Origin of the sequence: Neotabrizicola sp. VNH66 (assembly GCF_049445895.1) — a bacterium.
Lineage (GTDB): Bacteria > Pseudomonadota > Alphaproteobacteria > Rhodobacterales > Rhodobacteraceae > Pseudogemmobacter.
This window is the reverse complement of record NZ_JBMSDW010000003.1, coordinates 225,618-244,786: the sequence shown is the minus strand read 5'-3', so window position 1 is coordinate 244,786 and position 19,169 is coordinate 225,618. Positions and strand designations below refer to the sequence as shown.

The following is a 19,169-nucleotide window of genomic DNA, read 5'->3' as shown; positions in this document are numbered from 1 at the left end:
CACTCCTTTGCGGACAGGCTGCACCGGATCACCATCCGAAGAAAGGGGCGCTGCCCCTCGCGCTGACGCGCTCACCCCGGGATATTTGGACCAGTATGAAAGCCCTTTCACATTGGTCCAAATATCCTCGCCGAAGGTGCTCCAGAGGAGGAGCGCGCAAGCGCGACGACGAGGCAAAAGACTTGCGGCGCAGCCGCTCCGCTTTGCGACGGGTGGGGTCTAGCGCCCTTTCCAGACCGGATCGCGTTTCTCGGAAAAGGCGCGGGCGCCTTCCAGCTGGTCCTCGCTGGAATAGAGCCGGTCCACCGTGGGCATCTGCCGTTTGGTCACCCGGTTCAGCGCGTCCTGGAACCGCATATTCTCGGCCTCGCGGACAACTTCCTTGATCGCGGCATAGACCAGAGGCGGGCCGCTTTCCAGAAGCCGCGCCAGCGCCCAGGTCTTGTCCATCAGCTCTTCCGGGGCGCAGATCTCCTTGATCAGGCCCCACCGCAGCGCCTCTTCGGCATCGAACCAGCGGCCCGTCAGCAAGAGGTCCATCGCGACATGATAGGGGATGCGCTTTGGCAGCTTGATCGAAGCCGCATCCGCCACCGTGCCCGAGCGGATTTCCGGCAGAGCGAAGGTCGCTTTGGACGAGGCCATGATGATATCGCCCGACAGCGCCAGTTCCAGCCCGCCGCCGCAGCAGATGCCCTGCACCGCCATGATGACCGGCTTGTTCAGATTGGGCAGCTCCTGCAGCCCGCCGAAACCGCCCACGCCATAATCGCCATCCACCGCATCACCCTCGGCCGCGGCCTTCAGGTCCCAGCCCGGGCAGAAGAATTTCTCGCCCGCCGCGCGGACGATGCAGACCCGCAGACTGTCATCATCGCGGAAGTCGCGGAAGACCAGACCCATCACCCGGCTGGTCTTCAGGCTGATGGCATTGGCCTTGGGGGCGTCCAGCGTCACCTCAAGGATCGCCCCCTCGCGCCGGGTCTTCAACGGGCCTTCGCTCCGCATCTCCATCATCTCACACCCTCCGTATCAGCGCATCCACCGCCACCGCGCCCGTTTCGCGCAGCAGCACCGGGTTGATCTCGATTTCCTCAAGGCTGTCGTCGCCCGCCATCAGCTGACCCAACTGCACCGCCATCCGCGCCAGCGCCGCCACATCCGCCCGCGGCCGCCCGCGATAGCCGTCCAAGAGCGGCCAGAGCCGCAGGCCACGCAGGGCCGCGATGACCTCTGCCTCCGAAACGGGCCAGACAAGCGTGACCGTATCGGCCAGAACCTCTGCCGTGACGCCGCCCATGCCCAGCGTCAGCGTCAGGCCATAGACCGGATCGCGCCGCAGCCCCAACAGGCATTCGGCGACAACAGCCGTTACCATTTCCTCGGCCAGATAGCCGGTGGCGCCGGGCATCTCGGCCTGCCCCTCCAGCGTGGCAAGGCCCAGCCGCACGGCACCCGCCTCGGTCTTGTGGGCAAAGCCAAGGCCCTTCAGCGCCAGGGGCGGCGTGAGCCCGGCGGCGGCGGCGGTCACCCCGGCCAGCGTCCGGCCCGCCACCGCCCGTGGCACCGGCAGACCGGCCGCCGCGAGCAGCCGCTTGCCCTCCGCCTCGGACAGAAGCTGCGCCTCCCGCTCCGGCCGGGCCACCAGTGGCCGCCAGCCCTCGGCCCCGGCCGGGGTCTGTGCCGCACGGACCGCGGCCAGCCCGCTCTCCAGCCCCAGAAGCGGCACCACACCCTCGGCCATCAACTGCCCGGCCCGCCTCTCGCCCATGTTCTCCGCCATCGAGGCCAAGGCGAAGGCAGGCCGCCCCGTCGCCCGCCGCGCCGCCACGATCGCCTCCAGCGCGGGCTGATAGCTCGACGCATCGCAGCGGTCCTCCCGCGGGGTGTCGATGATGTAGAGACCCGCGTCATAGGCCTCCAGCATGGCGGTGAAGACCTCGGTCGTCTTCGGCCCGTCTCCCCAGATGAAGGTGTGATAATCCAGCGGGTTGGCGATGGCGGGGATCTCGCCCAGCACCGCGCGCAGCCGGTCATGCGTGGATTGCGGCACCGGCGGGAAATCCAACCCGTAGGGTGCCGCCAGATCAGCGACCAGCCCCGCCTCGCCGCCCGAACAGGACAGCGAACAGAGCCGCGGTCCCAATCCCGGCCCGTGCAGATGCAGGATCTTCAGCGCCTCGATCAGCTCGGAGGGCGAATTGACCTCCGCCACGCCCACCTGCCGCAGGAAGGCCGACGAGGCCGCCCCACTCCCCGCCAGCGAAGCCGTATGCGAGGCCGCCGCGGTGCGGGACAGCTCGGTCTTGCCGGATTTGATCGCCGCGATCCCCTTGCCCATGGCCCGCGCCCGCTCGGCCAGCGCGGCAAAGGCCGGGGCATCATCGATCCCCTCGATATATAGCCCAAGCGCGGTGACCCGCGGATCGTCCAGCAACGCGCCCGCCAGCTCCGCCAGCCCGACCACCGCGGCATTGCCCAGACAGGCCACATAGGCCACCGGCAGGCCGCGGGCCTGCATCCCCATGTTGATGACGATGTTGGACGACTGGCTCAACAGCGCCACCCCGCGGTCCACACGAACGCCGCCGTGCTGGTCCGGCCACAAAAGCGCAGCGTCCAGATAGTTGATCACCCCGTAGCAGTTCGGGCCGAGGATCGGCATCCCGCCCGCCGACGCCACCAGCTGCGCCTGCAACTCGGGCGCACCCGCCTCCTCCCAGCCGGAGGCAAAACAGATCGCGCCGCCCGCGCCCATAGCGGCCAGCTCCGCCACCACCTCCACCGTGGCGAAACGGTTCACCCCGATGAAGGTAGCATCCGGCGGCTCCGGCAGGTCCCCAAGACTGGCATAGGCCCGAAGCCCGCCGATCTCGGCCTTGGTCGGATGCACCGGCCAGACCGGCCCGGCAAAGCCCATCTTGCGGCATTGGTCGATGACGTTGAGCGCCCAGCCAGCGCCCAGAACCGCAATGTGCCGCGGGCGGAGAAGGCGGTCGAGACGGGTCATGTCGCCGCGCCCTGCTTTGACCGCGGACCGGGGGTTTCACACCCCCGGACCCCCGTGGGATATTTTTGAACAGATGAATGATAGAAGAGACGCCCTGCCCCGATCCAACGAGGCAGGGAATCTTCACCTGTTACCGTCATCGGCGTCCCCGCCTGTTCGGCCTCACCAGAATGGATGCAGAGGGTTAACACTTCGTATCTTTCATCTGTTCATAAATATCCTCGGGGGGTCCGGGGGGCGAAGCGCCCCCGGCCGGTGCGGCGGGGCGGTTCAGCCCGGACCTTCGCGCGGGCGGTCGACGTGGCCGAGGTCCCTCTCGGGCCAGAGGATGTCGCGCACCTTCTGCTTCAGCACCTTGGCCTCGGGGAAGCCGCCGTCGGCCTTCCGCTCCCAGATCTGCCTGCCGTCCAGGGTGATGACGAAGATCCCGCCGGTCCCCGGCACCAACGTGACAGACCCAAGATCCTGCCCGAAGCTCTGCAGCAGCTCCTGTGCCAGCCAGGCGGCGCGGAGCATCCAGTTGCATTGCGTGCAATAGGTGATGGTGATCGCCGGTCCCGTCATCATGCCCCCAGAGGCCGCAGAAGCTCGCGGCTGATGATGTGGCGCTGGATCTCCGAGGTCCCCTCCCAGATCCGTTCCACCCGCGCGTCGCGCCAGATGCGCTCCAGCGGCAGTTCGTCCATCAGCCCCATGCCGCCATGGATCTGGATCGCCTCATCCGCGATCATCGCCAGCACCTCGGTGGCCTTCAGCTTGGCCATGGCCATGTCGCCTTCGGTCACCGTGCCCTGATCGTATTTCCACGCGGCCTCGCGCGTCAGAAGCTCGGCCGCCTTCAGCTCCGTCGCCATATCGGCCAGCTTGAAGCTGACACCCTGGAACTTGCCGATCTGGCTTCCGAACTGCCTGCGTTCGGCGGCATAGGACAGCGCATGGGACAGCGCGCGTTCCGCCCGGCCCAGACAGGTGGAGGCGACCTGAAGCCGGGTGGCGCCCAGCCATTTGCCTGCCACCTCAAACCCCTTGTGCACCTCGCCCAGCACTTGGGCTGCGGGCAGGCGGCAGTCATCGAATTCCAGCACGCAGTTGTTGTAGCCGCGGTGGCTGACGTTCCTGTAGCCCTCGCGCACGGTGAAGCCGGGGGTGCCCTTGTCGACCAGAAAGGCGGTGATCCGCTTTTTCGGGCCGCGCGGTGTCGCCTCTTCGCCGGTCGCCACCCAGACGATGACGAAATCGGCCACATCGGCATGGCTGATGAAATGTTTCGTGCCGTTCAGGATGAAATCGCCGCCGTCCTGCCGCGCGAAGGCCTTCATCCCGCGCAGGTCCGATCCGGCGCCCGGCTCGGTCATCGCCTGCGCATCGTGGCGTTCGCCGCGGATGGCGGGCATCAGATAGCGGTCGCGCTGTTCGCCTTCGCAGGCCAGCAGGATGTTGGACGGGCGGCAGACGCAGGTCCAGTGCAGCGCGTAATTCGCCCGGCCCAGTTCCTTTTCATACAGCAGCCAAGTCAGCGTATCGAGGCCTGCGCCCCCCAGTTCGGCGGGCATGTTGGCGGCGTAAAGCCCTGCGGCCATGGCCTTTTGCTGCAACTCCCGCCGCAGGTCGGCGCGCAGGACGCCCGTCCGCTCCACCTCCTGCTCATGCGGGTAAAGCTCGGTCTCGACGAAGGCGCGCGTCGTCTCGACGATCATCTTCTGTTCGTCGGTCAGGCCGAAGTCCATCGCCTAGCCCTTCTTCTGGCCGATGGCCCGGCCCGCCCCTTCGGGCAGCGGCAGGGCGGCATGGGCCTCGGCCACGGCGCGCAGCTTCTCCCAGACCTCCGGGGCGGCGGGGACGGTCTTGCCCGCGGCCATATCCACATGCAGGCACAGCTGTTCGATGGTGGCGACGCAGCTGTCCCCCTTCATCACCCGCACGAAGGAGCGGAAGCGTTTCTCATCCGCGCTGAGGATCTGCAGCGTGCCGGTCAGCCGGTCGCCCAGCTTGGCCTCGCCCAGATGGCGGATATGGGTTTCGGCGGAATAGTAGCTGTGGCCCGCCGCGACGTAATCCATCCCCGCCCCGATCAGCCGGAGGAAGGCATCGATCGTCTCGGAATTGGCGAAGTAGTAGCGGCTTTCGGTCATGTGGCCGTTGTAGTCGATCCAGCCCGGCAACACCTGCATATGCGCCATCACAAGCGGTTCGCTCTTGGGCGCAGAGTCGGTCTGGGCATGGAAGGCCGCGGCGCGCGCGGCATCATGTTCCCGCAGCACCTTGCCCGCGCCCCAGTCGCGTTCTTTCAGCACCCGCAGGAAACCCACGAGGTTCTGGTCGCGGATGCGTTCCAGTTCGCGGATGCCATATTGGCCGGACTGCGCGTCGGACTGGCTGGAGACCAGCTCCACCAGTTCGTCATTGAACTCAGGCACATCCATCAGCTTGGTCCAGGGCCATTTCAGCGCCGGGCCGAACTGAGCCATGAAATGCCGCATCCCCGCCTCGCCCCCCGCGATGCGATAGGTCTCGAACAGGCCCATCTGGCCCCACCGCAGGCCAAAGCCCATGCGGATCGCCTCGTCGATCTCTTCGGTGGTGGCGACGCCGTCCTTGAGCATCCACAAAGCCTCACGCCAGACCGCCTCAAGGAAGCGGTTGCCCAGGAAGGCGTCGATCTCCTTGCGGATCACCAGCGGGAACATCCCGATGTCCTTCATGATCTGCACGGTCTTTTCGACCACCTCGGGCGGGTTGGCCGGGCTGCCCGAAACCTCGGACAAGGGCAGCAGATAGACCGGGTTGAACGGGTGCGCGACGATGATGTTCTGCGGCGCCGGGCTGCCCTTCTGCAGATCCGTCGCGGTAAAGCCGCTGGTGGAGGAGCCGATCAGCACGCCCGGATTGGCCTGCTGCAACTGGGCATAGACCTTGTGCTTCAGCTCGATCCGCTCGCTGACGGATTCCTGCACATATTCCGCGCCTTCCACCGCCTCGGCCATGGTGCCCGCGAAGGTCAGCACCCCCTCGGGCGGCATCGGCACATCCGACAGCGCGGGCAGCGCAAGCCGCGCATTGGCCATGACCGCGGTGATCTTGCGCTCGGCTTCGGGGTCAGGATCGAACACCGCCACATCCCAGCCGTTCAGCAGGAACCGCGCCGCCCAGCCCCCGCCGATCACCCCGCCGCCAATGATTGCCGCTTTCCGTGTCATGTCTTTTCCTTCCCCGGGGATCCCCCCACCCCATCCCTCCCCCACAAAGGGGGGAGGGAGGCGCTCGTCTCATCACAGATGCGCGCCCCGGCCAGCCGGGCGCTTCCCTCCCCTTTATGGGGGAGGGATAGGGGCTACTTCGCCACCGGCGCGCGCTTTTCCAGCTTCAGCCGGGCGCGGACCTCGGCCGGGGTGATGACCCGCGCGCCCAGGTTTTCGATGATCGTCGCCGCACGCTCCACCAGCTGCGCATTGGTGGCCAGCACGCCCTTGTCCAGCCAGAGGTTATCCTCCAGCCCGACCCGCACATTGCCGCCCGCGATCACCGCCGCCGCGACATAGGGCATCTGATGGCGGCCAAGCGCAAAGGCCGACCAGTGCCAGCCCTTCGGCACGTTGTTCACCATCGCCAGATAGGTGTTCAGATCGTCCGGGGCGCCCCACGGCACGCCCATGCACAGCTGCACCAGCACCGGATCGGGGATCACGCCCTCGTCCACCAGCGCCTTTGCCAGCCACAGATGGCCGGTGTCAAAAGCCTCGATCTCGATCCGCACTCCCGCTGCCGTCATCCGCTTCGCCATGTCCCGCAGCATGCCGGGGGTGTTGACCATCACATAATCGGCCTCGTTGAAATTCATCGTGCCGCAGTCCAGCGTGCAAATCTCGGGGCGGCATTCCACCACATGGGCCACCCGTTCGGCCGCGCCCGCCATATCGCTGCGCCGGCCAAGGCGGCCCATATCCTCGGTGCCCTCGAAATAGATATCGCCGCCCATACCTGCGGTCAGGTTCAGGACGACATCGGTGTCGCTGTCGCGGATGCGCTCTGTCACCTCGCGATACAGCGCCGGGTCACGCGCGGGCTTGCCCGTCTCGGGATCACGCACATGGCAGTGGACCACCGCCGCCCCGGCCTTGGCCGCGGCGATGGCGCTTTCGGCGATCTGGGCCGGGCTGCGCGGCACATGCGGGCTGCGGTCCTGCGTCCCGCCCGATCCGGTCACGGCACAGGTGATGAAAACCTCGCGGTTCATGGTCAGCGGCATGGGCTCACTCCTTCTCTGCCGCCAGACTAGCGGTCTTGCACGGCGCGGCTTTGCGATTTACGAAATTCGCATGACGGAAAAGGCAATCTTCGCTCCGGCCACCGCTCCCCTCGGCCTGTCGCTTCTGGTGCTGCCACAGGCGTCCATCCTTGAGGTCGCCTCGGCGCTGGACCCGTTGCGCAATGCGAACCGCCAGCTGGGGCGCGAGGCGTTCCGCTGGCGCGTCGTCTCGCCCGACGGGGCGCCGGTGCCGCTGACCTGCGGCCTGTCGCTGCCCGCCACCGGCACGATGGCCGATGCCGTGGGCAATGAGGTGCTGATGATCATTGCGGGCTACCGGCTGGCCGAGGTGGCGACCCGCCCGCTGATGCGGGAACTACGCCGGATCGCGCCGCGCTTCGCGCTGGTGGGCGGGATCGACGCCGGACCATGGGTCATGGCGCGGGCGGGGCTGCTGGACGGCCACCGCGCGACCGTGCATTGGGAGGATCTGGAGGATCTGGCCGCCGCCCACCCCGAGGTCGAGGTGGTGCCCGACCGCTGGGTCATCGACCGCAACCGCGTAACCATCGGCGGCGCGGCCCCGGCGGCGGATTTCATGCTGCATCTGATCGGCGCGCGCCACGGCGGCCCGCTCGCGCGGCAGGTGGCCAACAGCTTCCTGACCGTCGCCCGCCCGGGGGCCGAGCCGCAGGTGGCCCAGCGCCCCGCGCCAGGGCTGGATCCGCGCGTGGCCGCCGCCGCCGCCCGGATGGAAGCGCGGATCGACACGCCCGAAGCGGTGACGGAGACCGCCGCCGCCGTGGGCCTGTCGCCGCGACGGCTGGAGACGCTCTTCCGCCAGACCCTTGGCACCACCCCAGGCGCCTATGCGCTGAGCCTGCGGCTGCAGGCTGCGCGGCGGATGCTGACCGACACGCGCCACCCTTTGGCGGAAGTGGCACTGCGCACGGGATTTTCCGGCCCCGCCACGCTGAGCCGGGCCTTCGCCAAGACTTTCGGCCACCCGCCCGGCCGGTTACGGCGGTGATCTCGCCGGTAACCTCAAGGCGCGGCTTGCGCCGCATTGCTTTTGCCTCGTCGTCGCGCTTTCGCGCTCCTCCTCAGGTTTGCCTTCGGCGAGGATATTTGCACAAAGTGGAAAGCCCTTTCCAGTTTGCACAAGTATCCCGGGGTGAGCGCGCCAGCGCGAGGGGCAGCGCCCCTTACGCCGGTTCCAGCAGGCCCCGCCCTTTCAGCAGCGCCTCCACCCCCGGCATCTTGCCGCGGAACTGAAGATAGAGCGCCTCGGCCTCCTGCGAGCCACCGGCGGAGAGGATGAAGGTTTCCAGCCTCTTCGCGGTGGCGGGGTCGAAGGCATCGCCGGTTTCCTCGAATGCCGCAAAGGCGTCGGCATCCATAACCTCGGACCACATGTAGCTGTAATAACCCGAGGAATAGCCGTCTCCGCTGAAGACATGGGCGAAATGCGGCGTGGCGTGGCGCATGCGGATCGCGCGCGGCATGCCCAAAGCCTCCAGCACCTCGGCCTGTTTCTGCATCGGACCGGCGGGGGCGGGGCCGTTGTGGAACTCCAGATCCACCAGAGCGGAAGCCACGAATTCCACCGTGGCAAAGCCCTGATCATAGGTTCCCGCGGCCAGAAGGCGCTTCAGCAGGTCCGCGGGCATCGGCTCTCCGGTCTGCCAGTGGCGGGCATGCGCCTCCAGCACGGCGGGCACCTCCAGCCAGTGTTCATAAAGCTGGCTGGGCAGTTCCACGAAATCCCGCGCCACGGAGGTGCCGGAGATGAAGCCATAGGTCACATCGGACAGCATCTGATGCAAAGCATGGCCGAATTCGTGGAACAACGTCCGCGCATCGTCATAGGACAGCAGGGCCGGCTCGCCCTTGGCGAAGTTGCAGACATTCACCACGACGGGCCGCACGTCGCCGCCCAGCTTGCGCTGGCTGCGCATCGCGCTGCACCATGCGCCGGACCGTTTCGACGATCGCGCGAAATAATCGCCAAGGAAGACGGCGATGTGCCGGCCGCCCCGTGTCACCTCCCAGCCCCGCACATCGGGGTGGTAGAAGGGTCCGTCGATCTCGCGGAATTCCAACCCGAAAAGACGGGTCGCGCAATCGAACATCGCGCCCAGCATGGCATTCAGCGACAGATAGGGCTTCAGCACCGCCTCATCGAGGTCATGCTCCGCCTTCCGCCGTTTCTCACTGTAATAGCGCCAATCCCAGGCCTCCAGCGGCCCGGCGATCCCGTCGGCGCGCAGCATCGTCTCCAGCACCGCGGCATCGGCATTGGCCTTGGCGCGGGCCGGCTCCCAGACCCGCATCAGCAGGTCGCGCACCGCCTGCGGTGTCTTGGCCATTTCCGGTTCCAGCTTGAACGCCGCGAAATCCGCATAGCCGAGGAGATGTGCCCGTTCCTCGCGCAGTTTCAGGATTTCCGCCGCAATGCCGCGGTTGTCGGTGGCTCCGCCATTCGCCCCCCGTGCGACCCAAGCCTCATAGGCCTTCTGCCGCAGTGCACGGCGCGGCGAGAATTGCAGGAAGGGCACGATCAGGCTGCGGTTCAGCGTGACCACGGCGCCAAGCCCCTGCTCCTGCCCTGCCGCGCGGGCGGCATCCACCACGAAGCCCGGCAGGCCTTCCAGATCGCCCTCGGCCAGTTCCATGAACCAGTCCCGCTCATCCGCCAGCAGGTTCTGGCCGAACTGCGTGCCCAGAACCGCCAGCCGCGCCTTGACCGCCGTCAGCCGGTCAGCCGCTGCCCCGTCCAGCGCGGCGCCGGAACGCACGAACATCCGCCGGTAAAGCTCCAGCACGCGCAATTGTTCAGCACTCAGTTCCAACGCGGCGCGGCCCTGCCACAGCGCCTCGATCTTGGAGAACAGCGCCTTGTTGTTGGTGATCTCGCTGGAAAACGCGCTCAGCTTCGGCGCCAGATCGCGCATCAGCGCCTCACGCGCGGGGTTCGAATCCGCACCCGCCAGATTGTAGAACAGGCCCGACACCCGGTCCAATTCGCCCTCGGCCAGTTCCAGCGCCTCGATCACACCGGCAAAATCCGTGGCCGGACCCCCGGCAATCGCCGCGATCCGGTCGCGCGCCAGCGCCAGCGCCGCATCGAACGCCGGGCCGAAATCCTCATCCCGCACCTTGTCGAACGGCGGCAGGCCGAAGGGCGTGTCCCAGTTTTCCAGCAAAACGTTCATCACCACTCCTGCCAAAGCCCATTCATCTGTTCATAAATATCCCGGGGGAGAGGGCCCGCAAGGGCCCGAGGGGGCAGCGCCCCCTACCCGGCCTCCCGTCCGCGCATCCGCATCCGCTGCTCGAACCGCCGCAAGAGGACCGACAGCGTCACCGTCATCACCAGATAAAGCAGCGCCGCCACGTTATAGGTCTCGAAATAGCGGAAGTTCGACGCCGCCGTCACCTTGGCCAGTTGGGCGATATCGGTGATCCCCAGCACCGCCACCAGCGAGCTGTCCTTGACCATGGCCACGAAATCATTGCCCAAGGGCGGCAGGATCATGCGGAAGGCCTGCGGAAAGACAATGTGGCGGAACCGCATCCAGCCGGTCAGGCCAAGGGCCTGCGCAGCCTCCACCTGTCCCTTGTCCACGGCCTGAAGCCCCGCGCGGAAGATTTCCGCCAGAAAGGCCGAATAGGCCAGCATCAGCGCGATCACTGCCCGCGCCAGCAGAGGAACGTCGCGGGTCCGCACAGGCTCCAGCCCCGCCTGCGCCATCAGCCAGCCGATCCCCGACACCACCAAGGGCGTCAGCGCGAAAGACACATAGAGGAGCAGCACGATGATCGGAACGCCGCGCATCACCTCGATATACAGCCGGGCCACCTGCCGCAGCACGATACGGCGCGACAGGCCCATCACCGCCAGCCCCAGCCCGATGAGGCAGGCGCCCAGATACGCCACCACCGCGACGCCGATGGTGACCCAGATGCCCTTGGACAGCGTCCGCAGCGCGGCGGTGTAGTCCGGGTCCGACAGGATTTCCCAGAACAGCCACAGGCCGGTCAGCGCAAGGATCACCAGCCACCACGGAAAATCCTTCTCGGGCGCCGCCTGCGGGGTCATTCGACGGCCCCGCAGCCCGCCTGCGCGCGGATCACTCGCCGAACTTGTAGTCGAGGAACCACTTCTTGTTCAGCGCCTCCAGCGTGCCATCGGCCGCCATGCTGGCAATCGCCGCATCGACCGGCGCCACGAGGTCAGAGCCTTTGGGGAAGATGAAGCCGAAATCTTCCGAGGCCAGCGGCTCGCCAATGATCTTCAGCCCGCCGTCCGACGCCGCGACATAGCCGTTGGCCGCGGTCGAATCCGACAGGGTCAGGTCCACATCCCCCGCCTTCAGCGCCTCCAGCCCGGCGCCGAAGGTCTCGAATTTGATGATCCGCGAATTTTCTTCGTTGCCGTCCAGAATGTTGTAGACCGCGGCATAGAAGGGCGAGGTGCCGGGCTGGGCCGAGATCAGCAGATCAGGGATCGCCGCGAAGCTGGCCGCATCGGTGAACCGCGCCTCATCGCCGCGCACGATCATCAGCATCTCGGACCGCATATAGGGGGCCGAGAAATCCACCGCCGCCTTGCGTTCGTCCTTGATGGTGATGCCGGTCATGCCAAGGTCGAACTGGCCTTCGCTGACGGCGGGGATCATCGCATCCCAGCTGATATTCTCATATTTCACGGTGATGTTCAGCCGCTTGGCGATTTCCGCCATGGCGTCATATTCCCAGCCGATGGCCGCGCCGGTGCTGTCGATGAACTGCAAGGGCGGATAGGCGTTCTCGGTCACCACCGTCACCTCGCGCCCCGCCAGATCGGGCAGGTCCTGCGCCAGCGCGGCGGTTGCGGAAAGGCCAAGCATCAGCCCGGCAAGGGCGGCAGTCGGTTTCATCGGGGGCTCCCTGTCACAGAGGTGTGCCCGGACTATGCCGCCCGCCCGCGGCCGAGACAAGGGGACCCCGGCCCCCGCCGGGAGAACAGACCACGCGTCCGGCCCGGGTGGCAGAGAAGGTCCTTCCGGCGCAAGCCGTGCCCGCCGGGCGGGGGTGGGCGGGTGGGCCGCACGGCGTGGCTGCGGCGGGGCGTCTACCCGGCGCCGCCGCAGACCGGGCAGCCCGTGCGGGCATGGGTGCGGACCACCCGGGTTTCCGCATAAAGTGCGTCGTGGATCAGCAGCCGCCCACGCAGCCCCTGCCCCGCGCCGGTGATCTCCTTCACCGCCTCCATCGCCATCATGGCGCCCAGAACGCCGGGCAGCGGCGCGGCCACCCCGGCCTCGGCACAGGTCGGCACCAGCCCGGGCGCCGGGCGCACCGGAAAGACGCAGTCGTAGCACGGCCCGCCGCGCGCGGGATCATACAGCGACAGCTGCCCCTCCCACTGGGTGATGGCGCCGGCGATCAGCGGCACCCGCGCCGCGACGCACAGCCGGTTCACCAGATATCGGGTGTCGAAATTGTCCGTCCCGTCCAGCACCAGATCCGCCGATGCCACCAGCGCGGGGCCATTTGCCTCGTCCAGCCGGGCCTGCACCGCCTCGACCGTCACGAACGGGTTCAGCGCCCGCATCGCCGTGGTGGCAGAGTGCACCTTGGCCTGCCCGCGGCGGTCCTCGGCATGGATGATCTGGCGCTGCAGGTTCGACACCTCCACCACATCGGGGTCGATGACGGTGATCCGCCCCACCCCGGCGGCGGCCAGATACATCAGCACGGGCGCGCCCAAGCCCCCGGCCCCCACCACAAGGACATGCGCCGCCTTCAGCCGCTGCTGCCCCGGCCCGCCGATGTCGCGCAAGAGAAGGTGGCGGGCATAACGCTCGGTCTCCGCCGGGCTGAACGGTCCCTGCGGCGCGGGGGCGGGCACCGCGGCAGGCCGCGCGCGGGCGCGCAACAGCCGCAGCCCATGACTATAGGCCAGCACCAGCGCCGCGACCGGCCCGGCCAGCACCCACAGCCGGAACTCGCCGCCCAAGGCCACGCCCAGACCGGGCAGCGGCCCGCCGGGCGCCGTGGCCGCAACCAGCACCAGCCACCACCCCGCCAGCGCGGCCAGAAGAACCCGCCCGGGCCAGCCGAACCGGCGGCCAAGGCCCCAGATCACGGCAAAGCCCAGAAGCCCGTTCATTTCCCCGAGCTCATTGCACCCCGGTCGATCCGAAGCCGCCGGTTCCGCGCGCCGTATCGCCCAACTCGTCCACGATCTCATAGGTCGCGCGGATCACCGGGGCGATCACCGCCTGCGCCACCCGGTCGCCGTGGCGGATCACGAAAGGCTCCGCCCCCAGATTGACCAGCGGCACACCCAAGGGGCCGCGATAGTCGCTGTCCACCGTGCCGGGCGTGTTGGGCAGCGTCACCCCGTGCTTCGTCGCAAGGCCGGAGCGCGGACGGACCTGCATCTCATAGCCGTCGGGGATTTCCACCCGCAGTCCGGTGGGGCAGATCGCCCGCGCCATCGGCGCCAGCACCAGCCCCGTCTCGCGCAGATCGGGCGGCAGGTTGGCGCAGAGGTCGGCCCCCGCGGCACCTGCCGTCTGATAGGCGGGCAGCGGCACCGAGGGATCGGCCCAATCCTCGCGCAGAACCCTGATTGTCACGCTCATGCCAGCGCCTCCGCTATTCTTTGGGCCAGCCGTCGGGCGACCTCATCCTTTGCCATGCGGGGCCAGACCTCGGCCCCCGCGGCGGAAATCAGCGTGACCGCATTTTCGGCCCCGCCCATGATGCCCGTGGCGGGCGATACGTCATTGGCGACGATCCAGTCGCAGCCCTTACGCAGCCGTTTCGCCGTGGCATGCTCCACCACCGTCTCGGTCTCGGCCGCAAACCCCACCACCAGCCGGGGGCGCGCGTCGCCCTTGGACACGGTGGCAAGGATGTCGGGATTTTCGGCGAATTCCAGCGCGGGCGCCCGGCCGGAGCCGTCTTTCTTCATCTTCTGCGCGCCCTGATTGGCAACGCGCCAGTCGGCCACCGCCGCCGCCATCACCGCCGCATCGGCGGGCAGCGCGGCCTGCACGGCGGCCAGCATCTCGCGCGCGGTTTCCACCCGCACCACCTCTACCCCCGAAGGCGGTGGCACGCTGGCCGGGCCGGTCACGAAGACCACGCTGGCCCCCAGATCGCGCAAGGCGGCGGCCAGCGCCGTCCCCTGCGCGCCCGAGGAGCGGTTGGCGATGTAGCGCACCGGGTCGATCGGTTCATGCGTGGGACCGGAGGTGACGAGAATCCGCTTTCCGGCCAAAGGCTTCGCCGCATCGTCCAGAAGGGCCGCCACCGCCGCGACAATTTCCAGCGGTTCGGCCATCCGGCCCTCGCCCGCCTCGCCACTTTCGGCCATCTCGCCACGGTTGGGGCCAATGAAGCTCACACCATCGGCCTTGAGCTGCGCATGGTTGCGCCGCGTCGCCGGATGCGCCCACATCCGCGGGTTCATCGCAGGCGCCATCAGCACCGGCTTGTCGGTGGCCAGCAGCACGGCCGAGGCAAGGTCCCCGGCCAGCCCCTGCGCCAGTTTCGCCATCAGATCGGCCGTGGCGGGGGCGACGACGATCAGGTCCGCCTCGCGCGCAAGGCGGATATGGCCCACGTCCTGCTCATCCTGACGGTCGAACAGATCGGTGAACACATGATCCGCGGTCAGCGCGCCGACGGACAGCGGCGTGACGAACTGCTGCGCGGCCGCGGTCATCACCGCCCGCACCTTCGCCCCGCGCTCCCTCAGCCGCCGGACCAGGTCCAGCGCTTTATAGGCTGCGATGCCGCCACCGATGATCAGAAGTATCCGCTTGTCCCGCACCACCCGCCCCTCTTTTCAGGTTGCGACCCTAGGCGCGGGGCGCGGCAAACTCAACCGGGGCCGCGCGATCGCGCAAACGAACCATAGACGGGATGTGAAAAGCGAGAGACCGCCCGCCGAGGGCCATGAGGGGCGGCCCGAAGCGGACGGTCTGCCATCGTAGGCCCCGGCGCGGGTGGCGCCGGGGCCCGCTCTGTCTGCGGCGGGCGACCTTGACATCCCCGGGATGCAGACAGAACGAAAAGGTCAGGCGTTACAGCCAGTAGGGCGGAATGCCGTAGTAATCATAAGCACGGCGTTCGTAGTCGCGGTTCCCGCGCCAGTCATCCGGGCGGACCGGAGCGCCTTCCAGCTGATCCTTGGTGATGTCGGTCACATAACCGCCAAGCCGGGTGTCATAGCGCAGCTTCTTCCACGGGATCGGATGCTCGCTGGCCCCAAGGCCAAGGAAGCCGCCAAAGCTCATCACAGCATAAGAGATCTGGCCCGAAACCTTGTCGATCACCAGATGGTCGATCTTGCCGAGATGATCGCCGGAGGGGCTGTAGACATCGGTCCCGTTCACATCCGCGCTGGAAACCGTGGTCGCGGCGCGGGCGGCGTCATAGGGGATCTGGGCTTCGTGCTGCATGTCGTCCTCCATTCGTTACAGGTCACACGGACACAACACCCCACACGCCCATCCGTTCCGCCCGGGTCAAAAGATGGGGCAGCACCGGCAGGACGCCGCCGATCGGGCGCGGAACGGTGGCGGGCTGCCGCCGGTCCCGGAAAGGCCCGCCCCCGCCGCGAAAGCCACCCGAACCACCGCGGAACGCGCCGCAGGGGCAGGAATTCCGCATCTTTCCCGCAGATTTCCTGCGCCAGCCCTGCTGCGGCATCTTGACGCAAATCCGGCAAAGGCGCAGAGCACAAATTCTCCAGCCCGCTTGTCCCTCTGGGGTCAGCCTGCCCGAGTATTTGAAGAATGACCTTGTTTCACAGGACTTTCCGGACGGCCCCCGCAGTTCCCCGCCAAGGGGAGCCATGACCCGCGGACCAGAGACCGGCGCGCTCCGCAGGACGCCGGGTCCACCTCTTTCACGCCCTGCACAGGGCACTGCACATTCAAAAATCAGGACCACACATCATGAACATCTCGCGCGGATTCCTACTGACAGGCGCGGTCTACCTGCTGATCGGCATCGCCCTTGGCGGACATATGGGCGCTTCGGGCGACCATTCCCTGGCCCCGGTCCATGCGCATATCAACCTTCTGGGCTTCACCCTGATGACCATCTTCGGGCTGGCCTACCGGCTGATCCCCGGGCTGAATGCAGGCTGGCTGGGGGTGGCGCAGTTCTGGCTGCACCAGATCGGCGGGCTGGTGCTGCTGGTCGCGCTTTACCTCCTTATGTCAGGCACCCTGCCGCCCGAGACGGTGGGCCCGGTGATGCCGGTGGCCGAGGGCATGGTGCTGCTGAGCGCGATCTTCTGGCTGGCGAACCTCTGGCGCGCCGCGCGCTGAGGCGCGTCAGGCCAGAAGGCCGGTCAGGATGACGGCCCAGGCCGCACCTGCGGCCAGTGCGGCCAGCGCCACCCCGGCGCTGCCGCAATCCTTGGCCTTCTTGGCCCGCGGATCGGGGCCGGGAAACAGCACATCCACCACCTCTTCGATGGCGGTGTTGAAAAGTTCCGCCGCCAGCACCAGCAGGCCAAGACCGAGGATCACCCCGCGCTCCCCCGGGGTCAGATCCAAGGCGAAGGCCAGCGCGGCCGACAAAACATTGGCCAGCGTCCATTGCCGCAGGGATTTCTCGCTGGCCCAGGCCGCCCGCCAGCCCTGCCACGACCAGATACAGGTATTGGCCAGCCGCCGCGCCTCGGCCCGGATGAAGTGCATCGCGTCTCTCCTCGTCCCTGCGGAAGAGGTTAGCCGCCCTTGCGCCATGCGTCGAGCCAGGCCCGCACGCAGGTCACCACATGGGCAAAGCGGTCGCCGCCCAGATGGGTGCCGCCATACCAGCGGGTGACCACCACGATGTGATCGTTCAGCCCCTCACGCTCCAGCATCTTCAGGATGATGGCCGCAGCCCCGGATTCGCCATCATCATTCTTCTGTGGACCGCCGTCCGACAGGACCGCCGCCCAGGTGTTATGGGTGGCCTTGGCATATTTCTTCTCGCGCTTCAGCGTGGCCAGAAAGGCCGACACTCCGGCGCGGCCCTGCACCGGCCCGCCCGAAACGGCATAGCGCGACCCGCGGTCACGGACGACATCTTCGATTCGCAGCATAAGGCCTTCTGGCCCGCCACGGCCCCGCGGTCAATCAATGCGGGACCAAAGCCTCGATCGCGGGGCGGTTGGGGCAGAAGACGGGCATTTCCTGCGCCCCGGCCGCCGCAAGCCAGCGGCCACAGCGCGCGCCTGACCCGCAACCCGCGCAACGCTCGACCAGAACGGCCAGCTCTGCCCGGGTCAGCCAGCCGTCCACCACCGCCTGCGGCAGGCTGACCCCGGCCAGTCGCGCCATGCCCCGCGTCAGCCACCATGCCTTCGGTGCCTCAGAAAATCCGAACATCGCCGCCTCCTGCCCGCTGCGTCCGGGACAGCCTGCGCGCGGGGATGGCGCGGCGCCTTGACGCAGATCAAGGCCCGTCAGCGGCCTTCCAGCTCGGCCACCACCGCCTGCACCACGGCGCGGCGCGCGGCATTCGGCGGATGGCTGGACATGGCATGATCCATCGGATCGGGCAGCCGCAGGAAGAAGGCCGCACCGCGCATCGGATCGAACCCCGCCTCCCAGGCCAGCCGGGCGCCAAGGGCATCGGCCTCCAGCTCATATTCGATGGAATAGCGCTGTGCCCCCACCTGCGCGCCCGCCGCGGCCGCCCGGCGCACTGCGGCGCCCGTCATCCCGGCTGTGCGCGCCAGCGTCGCCGCCTGAACCGCACCCGCCCGCGCCTCGACCTCGCGCTTGGCGATATGGCCCGCGATGTGATGCGCCGCCTCATGCCCCAGAACGAAGGCCAGCTCGTCCGAATTGCGCGCCGCCTGCAGCAGCGCCCAGGTGAAGACGATCACCGGCCGGCCGTCGGAATCGAAGGTCTGGAACGCATTCGGCGGCTGCGAGGGGTCGTCATCCACCGCGATGACGAAATCGCAGACCGCATGCGGCCGCGCCTCGGCGCAGGCGAATTCGGCCACCGGCTCCATCCGCGCGGCCACCGTCACCAGTGGCAGGCCCGCCGGCAGCGGCTTGCCCGACAGCGGATAGACGCCGGACACCCGCCCGGCCCCCGGCCCCCCGGTCATGACGCAGCCCGCCGTCAGCGACAGCACGGCAATCCCGCACAGGCGGGTCAGGGTCCGGAGGATGGGTGTCATGGGATCATGCCTGTTCTTTCCCCCATTCCTACCACCCTGATCGGCGGCGGAAAGGCCCTCTGTGGCATCCGCCCCGCCGGATCGGCGCAAAACCGTTGCCCGCCGCGCTGCCACGGGCTAGCCTGCCCGCATGTTCACCATCGAGCACGAATTCGACGCCACGGTCGTCACCCTGATCGACGAAGGCGATGGCCTGCCCCTGCAGGGCGATGTCATCATCACCGCCTTCGAGGATTGCATCACCGTCGAACAGACCGATCCCGAGACGGACGAAACCGTCCGCCTGACCCTGTCCACGGCACAGCTGGCCGATCTGGCCGCGGCGCTGAACCTGCCGGAGGGCAGCTACCGCGTCACCCGCAAACCGGGCTGACCGCGCGCTGCCCTTCTCTCGGGGCCCGGCACAACAGCGGCGGGGCGGTTCTCTGCATCTGCGGCCCTGCGTTCCGGTCAATCCAGCCGGAACAGCTTGTCGCGCGATTTCGCCCCGCGGATCAGGGTCAGCCGCGATTTCGCCACCCCCATGGCGCGGGCCAGCATCTCCTGCGCGGCGGCGGTGGCCCGGCCGTCCTCGGGCACCACGGTCACGCTGATGCGCAGGGGCGGCCCGGCTTCGATCCCGGCGCGGCGGGCGTTCGGCGTCACCCGCACGGCGATCTCGGCCCCCGGCAGGGCAAGGCTGGACAGGTCAGGCAGCGTCATCTCTTTCCCCTTGC

At 68.0% G+C, this 19,169-nt stretch carries 21 protein-coding genes; 3 read left to right on the top strand and 18 right to left on the bottom strand.

The annotated features are described in order from the left end of the window. Positions 1-219: 219 nt before the first annotated feature. From ACO2Q5_RS05955 to ACO2Q5_RS05930, 6 genes are all read right to left on the bottom strand, one after another. Positions 220-1,017, bottom strand: a complete 798-nt coding sequence (locus ACO2Q5_RS05955) for a carnitinyl-CoA dehydratase (protein ID WP_423288905.1) — start codon at positions 1,015-1,017, stop codon at positions 220-222. Position 1,018: 1 nt separating this feature from the next. Continuing rightward, on the bottom strand, positions 1,019-3,010 hold the full coding sequence (locus ACO2Q5_RS05950; RefSeq protein WP_423288903.1) for an acetate--CoA ligase family protein: 1,992 nt from the start codon (positions 3,008-3,010) through the stop codon (positions 1,019-1,021). 270 nt (positions 3,011-3,280) lie between these two features. Next, positions 3,281-3,574 carry a SelT/SelW/SelH family protein gene (locus ACO2Q5_RS05945; protein WP_423289252.1) on the bottom strand — a complete coding sequence of 98 codons (294 nt, stop codon included), beginning with the start codon at positions 3,572-3,574 and terminating at the stop codon, positions 3,281-3,283. Next, a complete protein-coding gene (locus ACO2Q5_RS05940) occupies positions 3,574-4,737 on the bottom strand; it encodes an acyl-CoA dehydrogenase family protein (RefSeq protein WP_423288901.1) in 1,164 nt (387 codons plus the stop codon). The genes ACO2Q5_RS05945 and ACO2Q5_RS05940 overlap by 1 nt, the downstream gene beginning before the upstream one ends. A 3-nt stretch (positions 4,738-4,740) precedes the next feature. Further along, positions 4,741-6,207 (bottom strand): carnitine 3-dehydrogenase, encoded by a 1,467-nt coding sequence (locus tag ACO2Q5_RS05935; RefSeq protein ID WP_423288899.1) that lies wholly within the window; start codon positions 6,205-6,207, stop codon positions 4,741-4,743. Between the two features lie 134 nt (positions 6,208-6,341). Then, complete coding sequence (locus ACO2Q5_RS05930; protein WP_423288897.1) at positions 6,342-7,256, bottom strand: 3-keto-5-aminohexanoate cleavage protein; 915 nt, start codon at positions 7,254-7,256, stop codon at positions 6,342-6,344. A gap of 70 nt (positions 7,257-7,326) precedes the next feature. On the opposite strand from ACO2Q5_RS05930, the gene ACO2Q5_RS05925 reads away from it, so the two are divergent. Next, positions 7,327-8,286 carry a GlxA family transcriptional regulator gene (locus ACO2Q5_RS05925; RefSeq protein WP_423288895.1) on the top strand — a complete coding sequence of 320 codons (960 nt, stop codon included), beginning with the start codon at positions 7,327-7,329 and terminating at the stop codon, positions 8,284-8,286. Positions 8,287-8,461: 175 nt separating this feature from the next. Here the strand turns inward: ACO2Q5_RS05925 and ACO2Q5_RS05920 are convergent, their stop codons facing one another. From ACO2Q5_RS05920 to ACO2Q5_RS05890, 7 genes are all read right to left on the bottom strand, one after another. Continuing rightward, positions 8,462-10,474, bottom strand: a complete 2,013-nt coding sequence (locus ACO2Q5_RS05920) for a M3 family metallopeptidase (protein WP_423288893.1) — start codon at positions 10,472-10,474, stop codon at positions 8,462-8,464. A gap of 80 nt (positions 10,475-10,554) precedes the next feature. After that, on the bottom strand, positions 10,555-11,358 hold the full coding sequence (locus ACO2Q5_RS05915; protein ID WP_423288891.1) for an amino acid ABC transporter permease: 804 nt from the start codon (positions 11,356-11,358) through the stop codon (positions 10,555-10,557). Between the two features lie 31 nt (positions 11,359-11,389). Continuing rightward, on the bottom strand, positions 11,390-12,178 hold the full coding sequence (locus ACO2Q5_RS05910) for a transporter substrate-binding domain-containing protein (protein ID WP_423288889.1): 789 nt from the start codon (positions 12,176-12,178) through the stop codon (positions 11,390-11,392). A gap of 194 nt (positions 12,179-12,372) precedes the next feature. Then, entirely contained in the window at positions 12,373-13,413 is a 1,041-nt protein-coding gene (gene moeB / locus ACO2Q5_RS05905) for a molybdopterin-synthase adenylyltransferase MoeB (RefSeq protein ID WP_423288887.1), read from the bottom strand. Positions 13,414-13,423: 10 nt separating this feature from the next. Continuing rightward, a complete protein-coding gene (dut, locus tag ACO2Q5_RS05900) occupies positions 13,424-13,891 on the bottom strand; it encodes a dUTP diphosphatase (RefSeq protein ID WP_423288885.1) in 468 nt (155 codons plus the stop codon). Next, positions 13,888-15,090 (bottom strand): bifunctional phosphopantothenoylcysteine decarboxylase/phosphopantothenate--cysteine ligase CoaBC, encoded by a 1,203-nt coding sequence (gene coaBC / locus ACO2Q5_RS05895; RefSeq protein WP_423288883.1) that lies wholly within the window; start codon positions 15,088-15,090, stop codon positions 13,888-13,890. Before coaBC ends, dut begins: the two co-directional genes overlap by 4 nt. A gap of 250 nt (positions 15,091-15,340) precedes the next feature. Continuing rightward, the gene (locus ACO2Q5_RS05890; RefSeq protein ID WP_423288881.1) at positions 15,341-15,718 is read right to left on the bottom strand and encodes a PRC-barrel domain-containing protein; all 378 of its coding nucleotides are present in this window, start codon (positions 15,716-15,718) and stop codon (positions 15,341-15,343) included. Between the two features lie 498 nt (positions 15,719-16,216). Between ACO2Q5_RS05890 and ACO2Q5_RS05885 the strand changes: the two genes are divergently transcribed. Beyond that, complete coding sequence (locus ACO2Q5_RS05885) at positions 16,217-16,594, top strand: hypothetical protein (RefSeq protein ID WP_423288879.1); 378 nt, start codon at positions 16,217-16,219, stop codon at positions 16,592-16,594. Between the two features lie 6 nt (positions 16,595-16,600). On the opposite strand, the gene ACO2Q5_RS05880 is transcribed toward ACO2Q5_RS05885, so the two are convergent. From ACO2Q5_RS05880 to ACO2Q5_RS05865, 4 genes are all read right to left on the bottom strand, one after another. Beyond that, positions 16,601-16,969: a diacylglycerol kinase gene (locus ACO2Q5_RS05880; RefSeq protein WP_423288877.1), complete on the bottom strand. Its 369-nt coding sequence runs from the start codon at positions 16,967-16,969 to the stop codon at positions 16,601-16,603. A 29-nt stretch (positions 16,970-16,998) separates the two neighbouring features. Then, on the bottom strand, positions 16,999-17,361 hold the full coding sequence (locus tag ACO2Q5_RS05875; RefSeq protein ID WP_423288875.1) for a YigZ family protein: 363 nt from the start codon (positions 17,359-17,361) through the stop codon (positions 16,999-17,001). Positions 17,362-17,395: 34 nt separating this feature from the next. Beyond that, positions 17,396-17,647, bottom strand: coding sequence for a DUF6455 family protein (locus ACO2Q5_RS05870; RefSeq protein WP_423288873.1), 252 nt, complete (start codon positions 17,645-17,647; stop codon positions 17,396-17,398). Between the two features lie 77 nt (positions 17,648-17,724). Then, positions 17,725-18,453, bottom strand: coding sequence for a M48 family metallopeptidase (locus ACO2Q5_RS05865; protein ID WP_423288871.1), 729 nt, complete (start codon positions 18,451-18,453; stop codon positions 17,725-17,727). A 130-nt stretch (positions 18,454-18,583) separates the two neighbouring features. Here ACO2Q5_RS05865 and ACO2Q5_RS05860 point away from each other — a divergent pair, with 130 nt between their 5' ends. Next, the gene (locus ACO2Q5_RS05860; RefSeq protein WP_423288869.1) at positions 18,584-18,826 is read left to right on the top strand and encodes a hypothetical protein; all 243 of its coding nucleotides are present in this window, start codon (positions 18,584-18,586) and stop codon (positions 18,824-18,826) included. Positions 18,827-18,903: 77 nt separating this feature from the next. Here ACO2Q5_RS05860 and ACO2Q5_RS05855 read toward each other — a convergent pair whose 3' ends face one another. Then, entirely contained in the window at positions 18,904-19,155 is a 252-nt protein-coding gene (locus ACO2Q5_RS05855; RefSeq protein ID WP_423288867.1) for a DUF167 domain-containing protein, read from the bottom strand. Positions 19,156-19,169 lie beyond the last annotated feature (14 nt).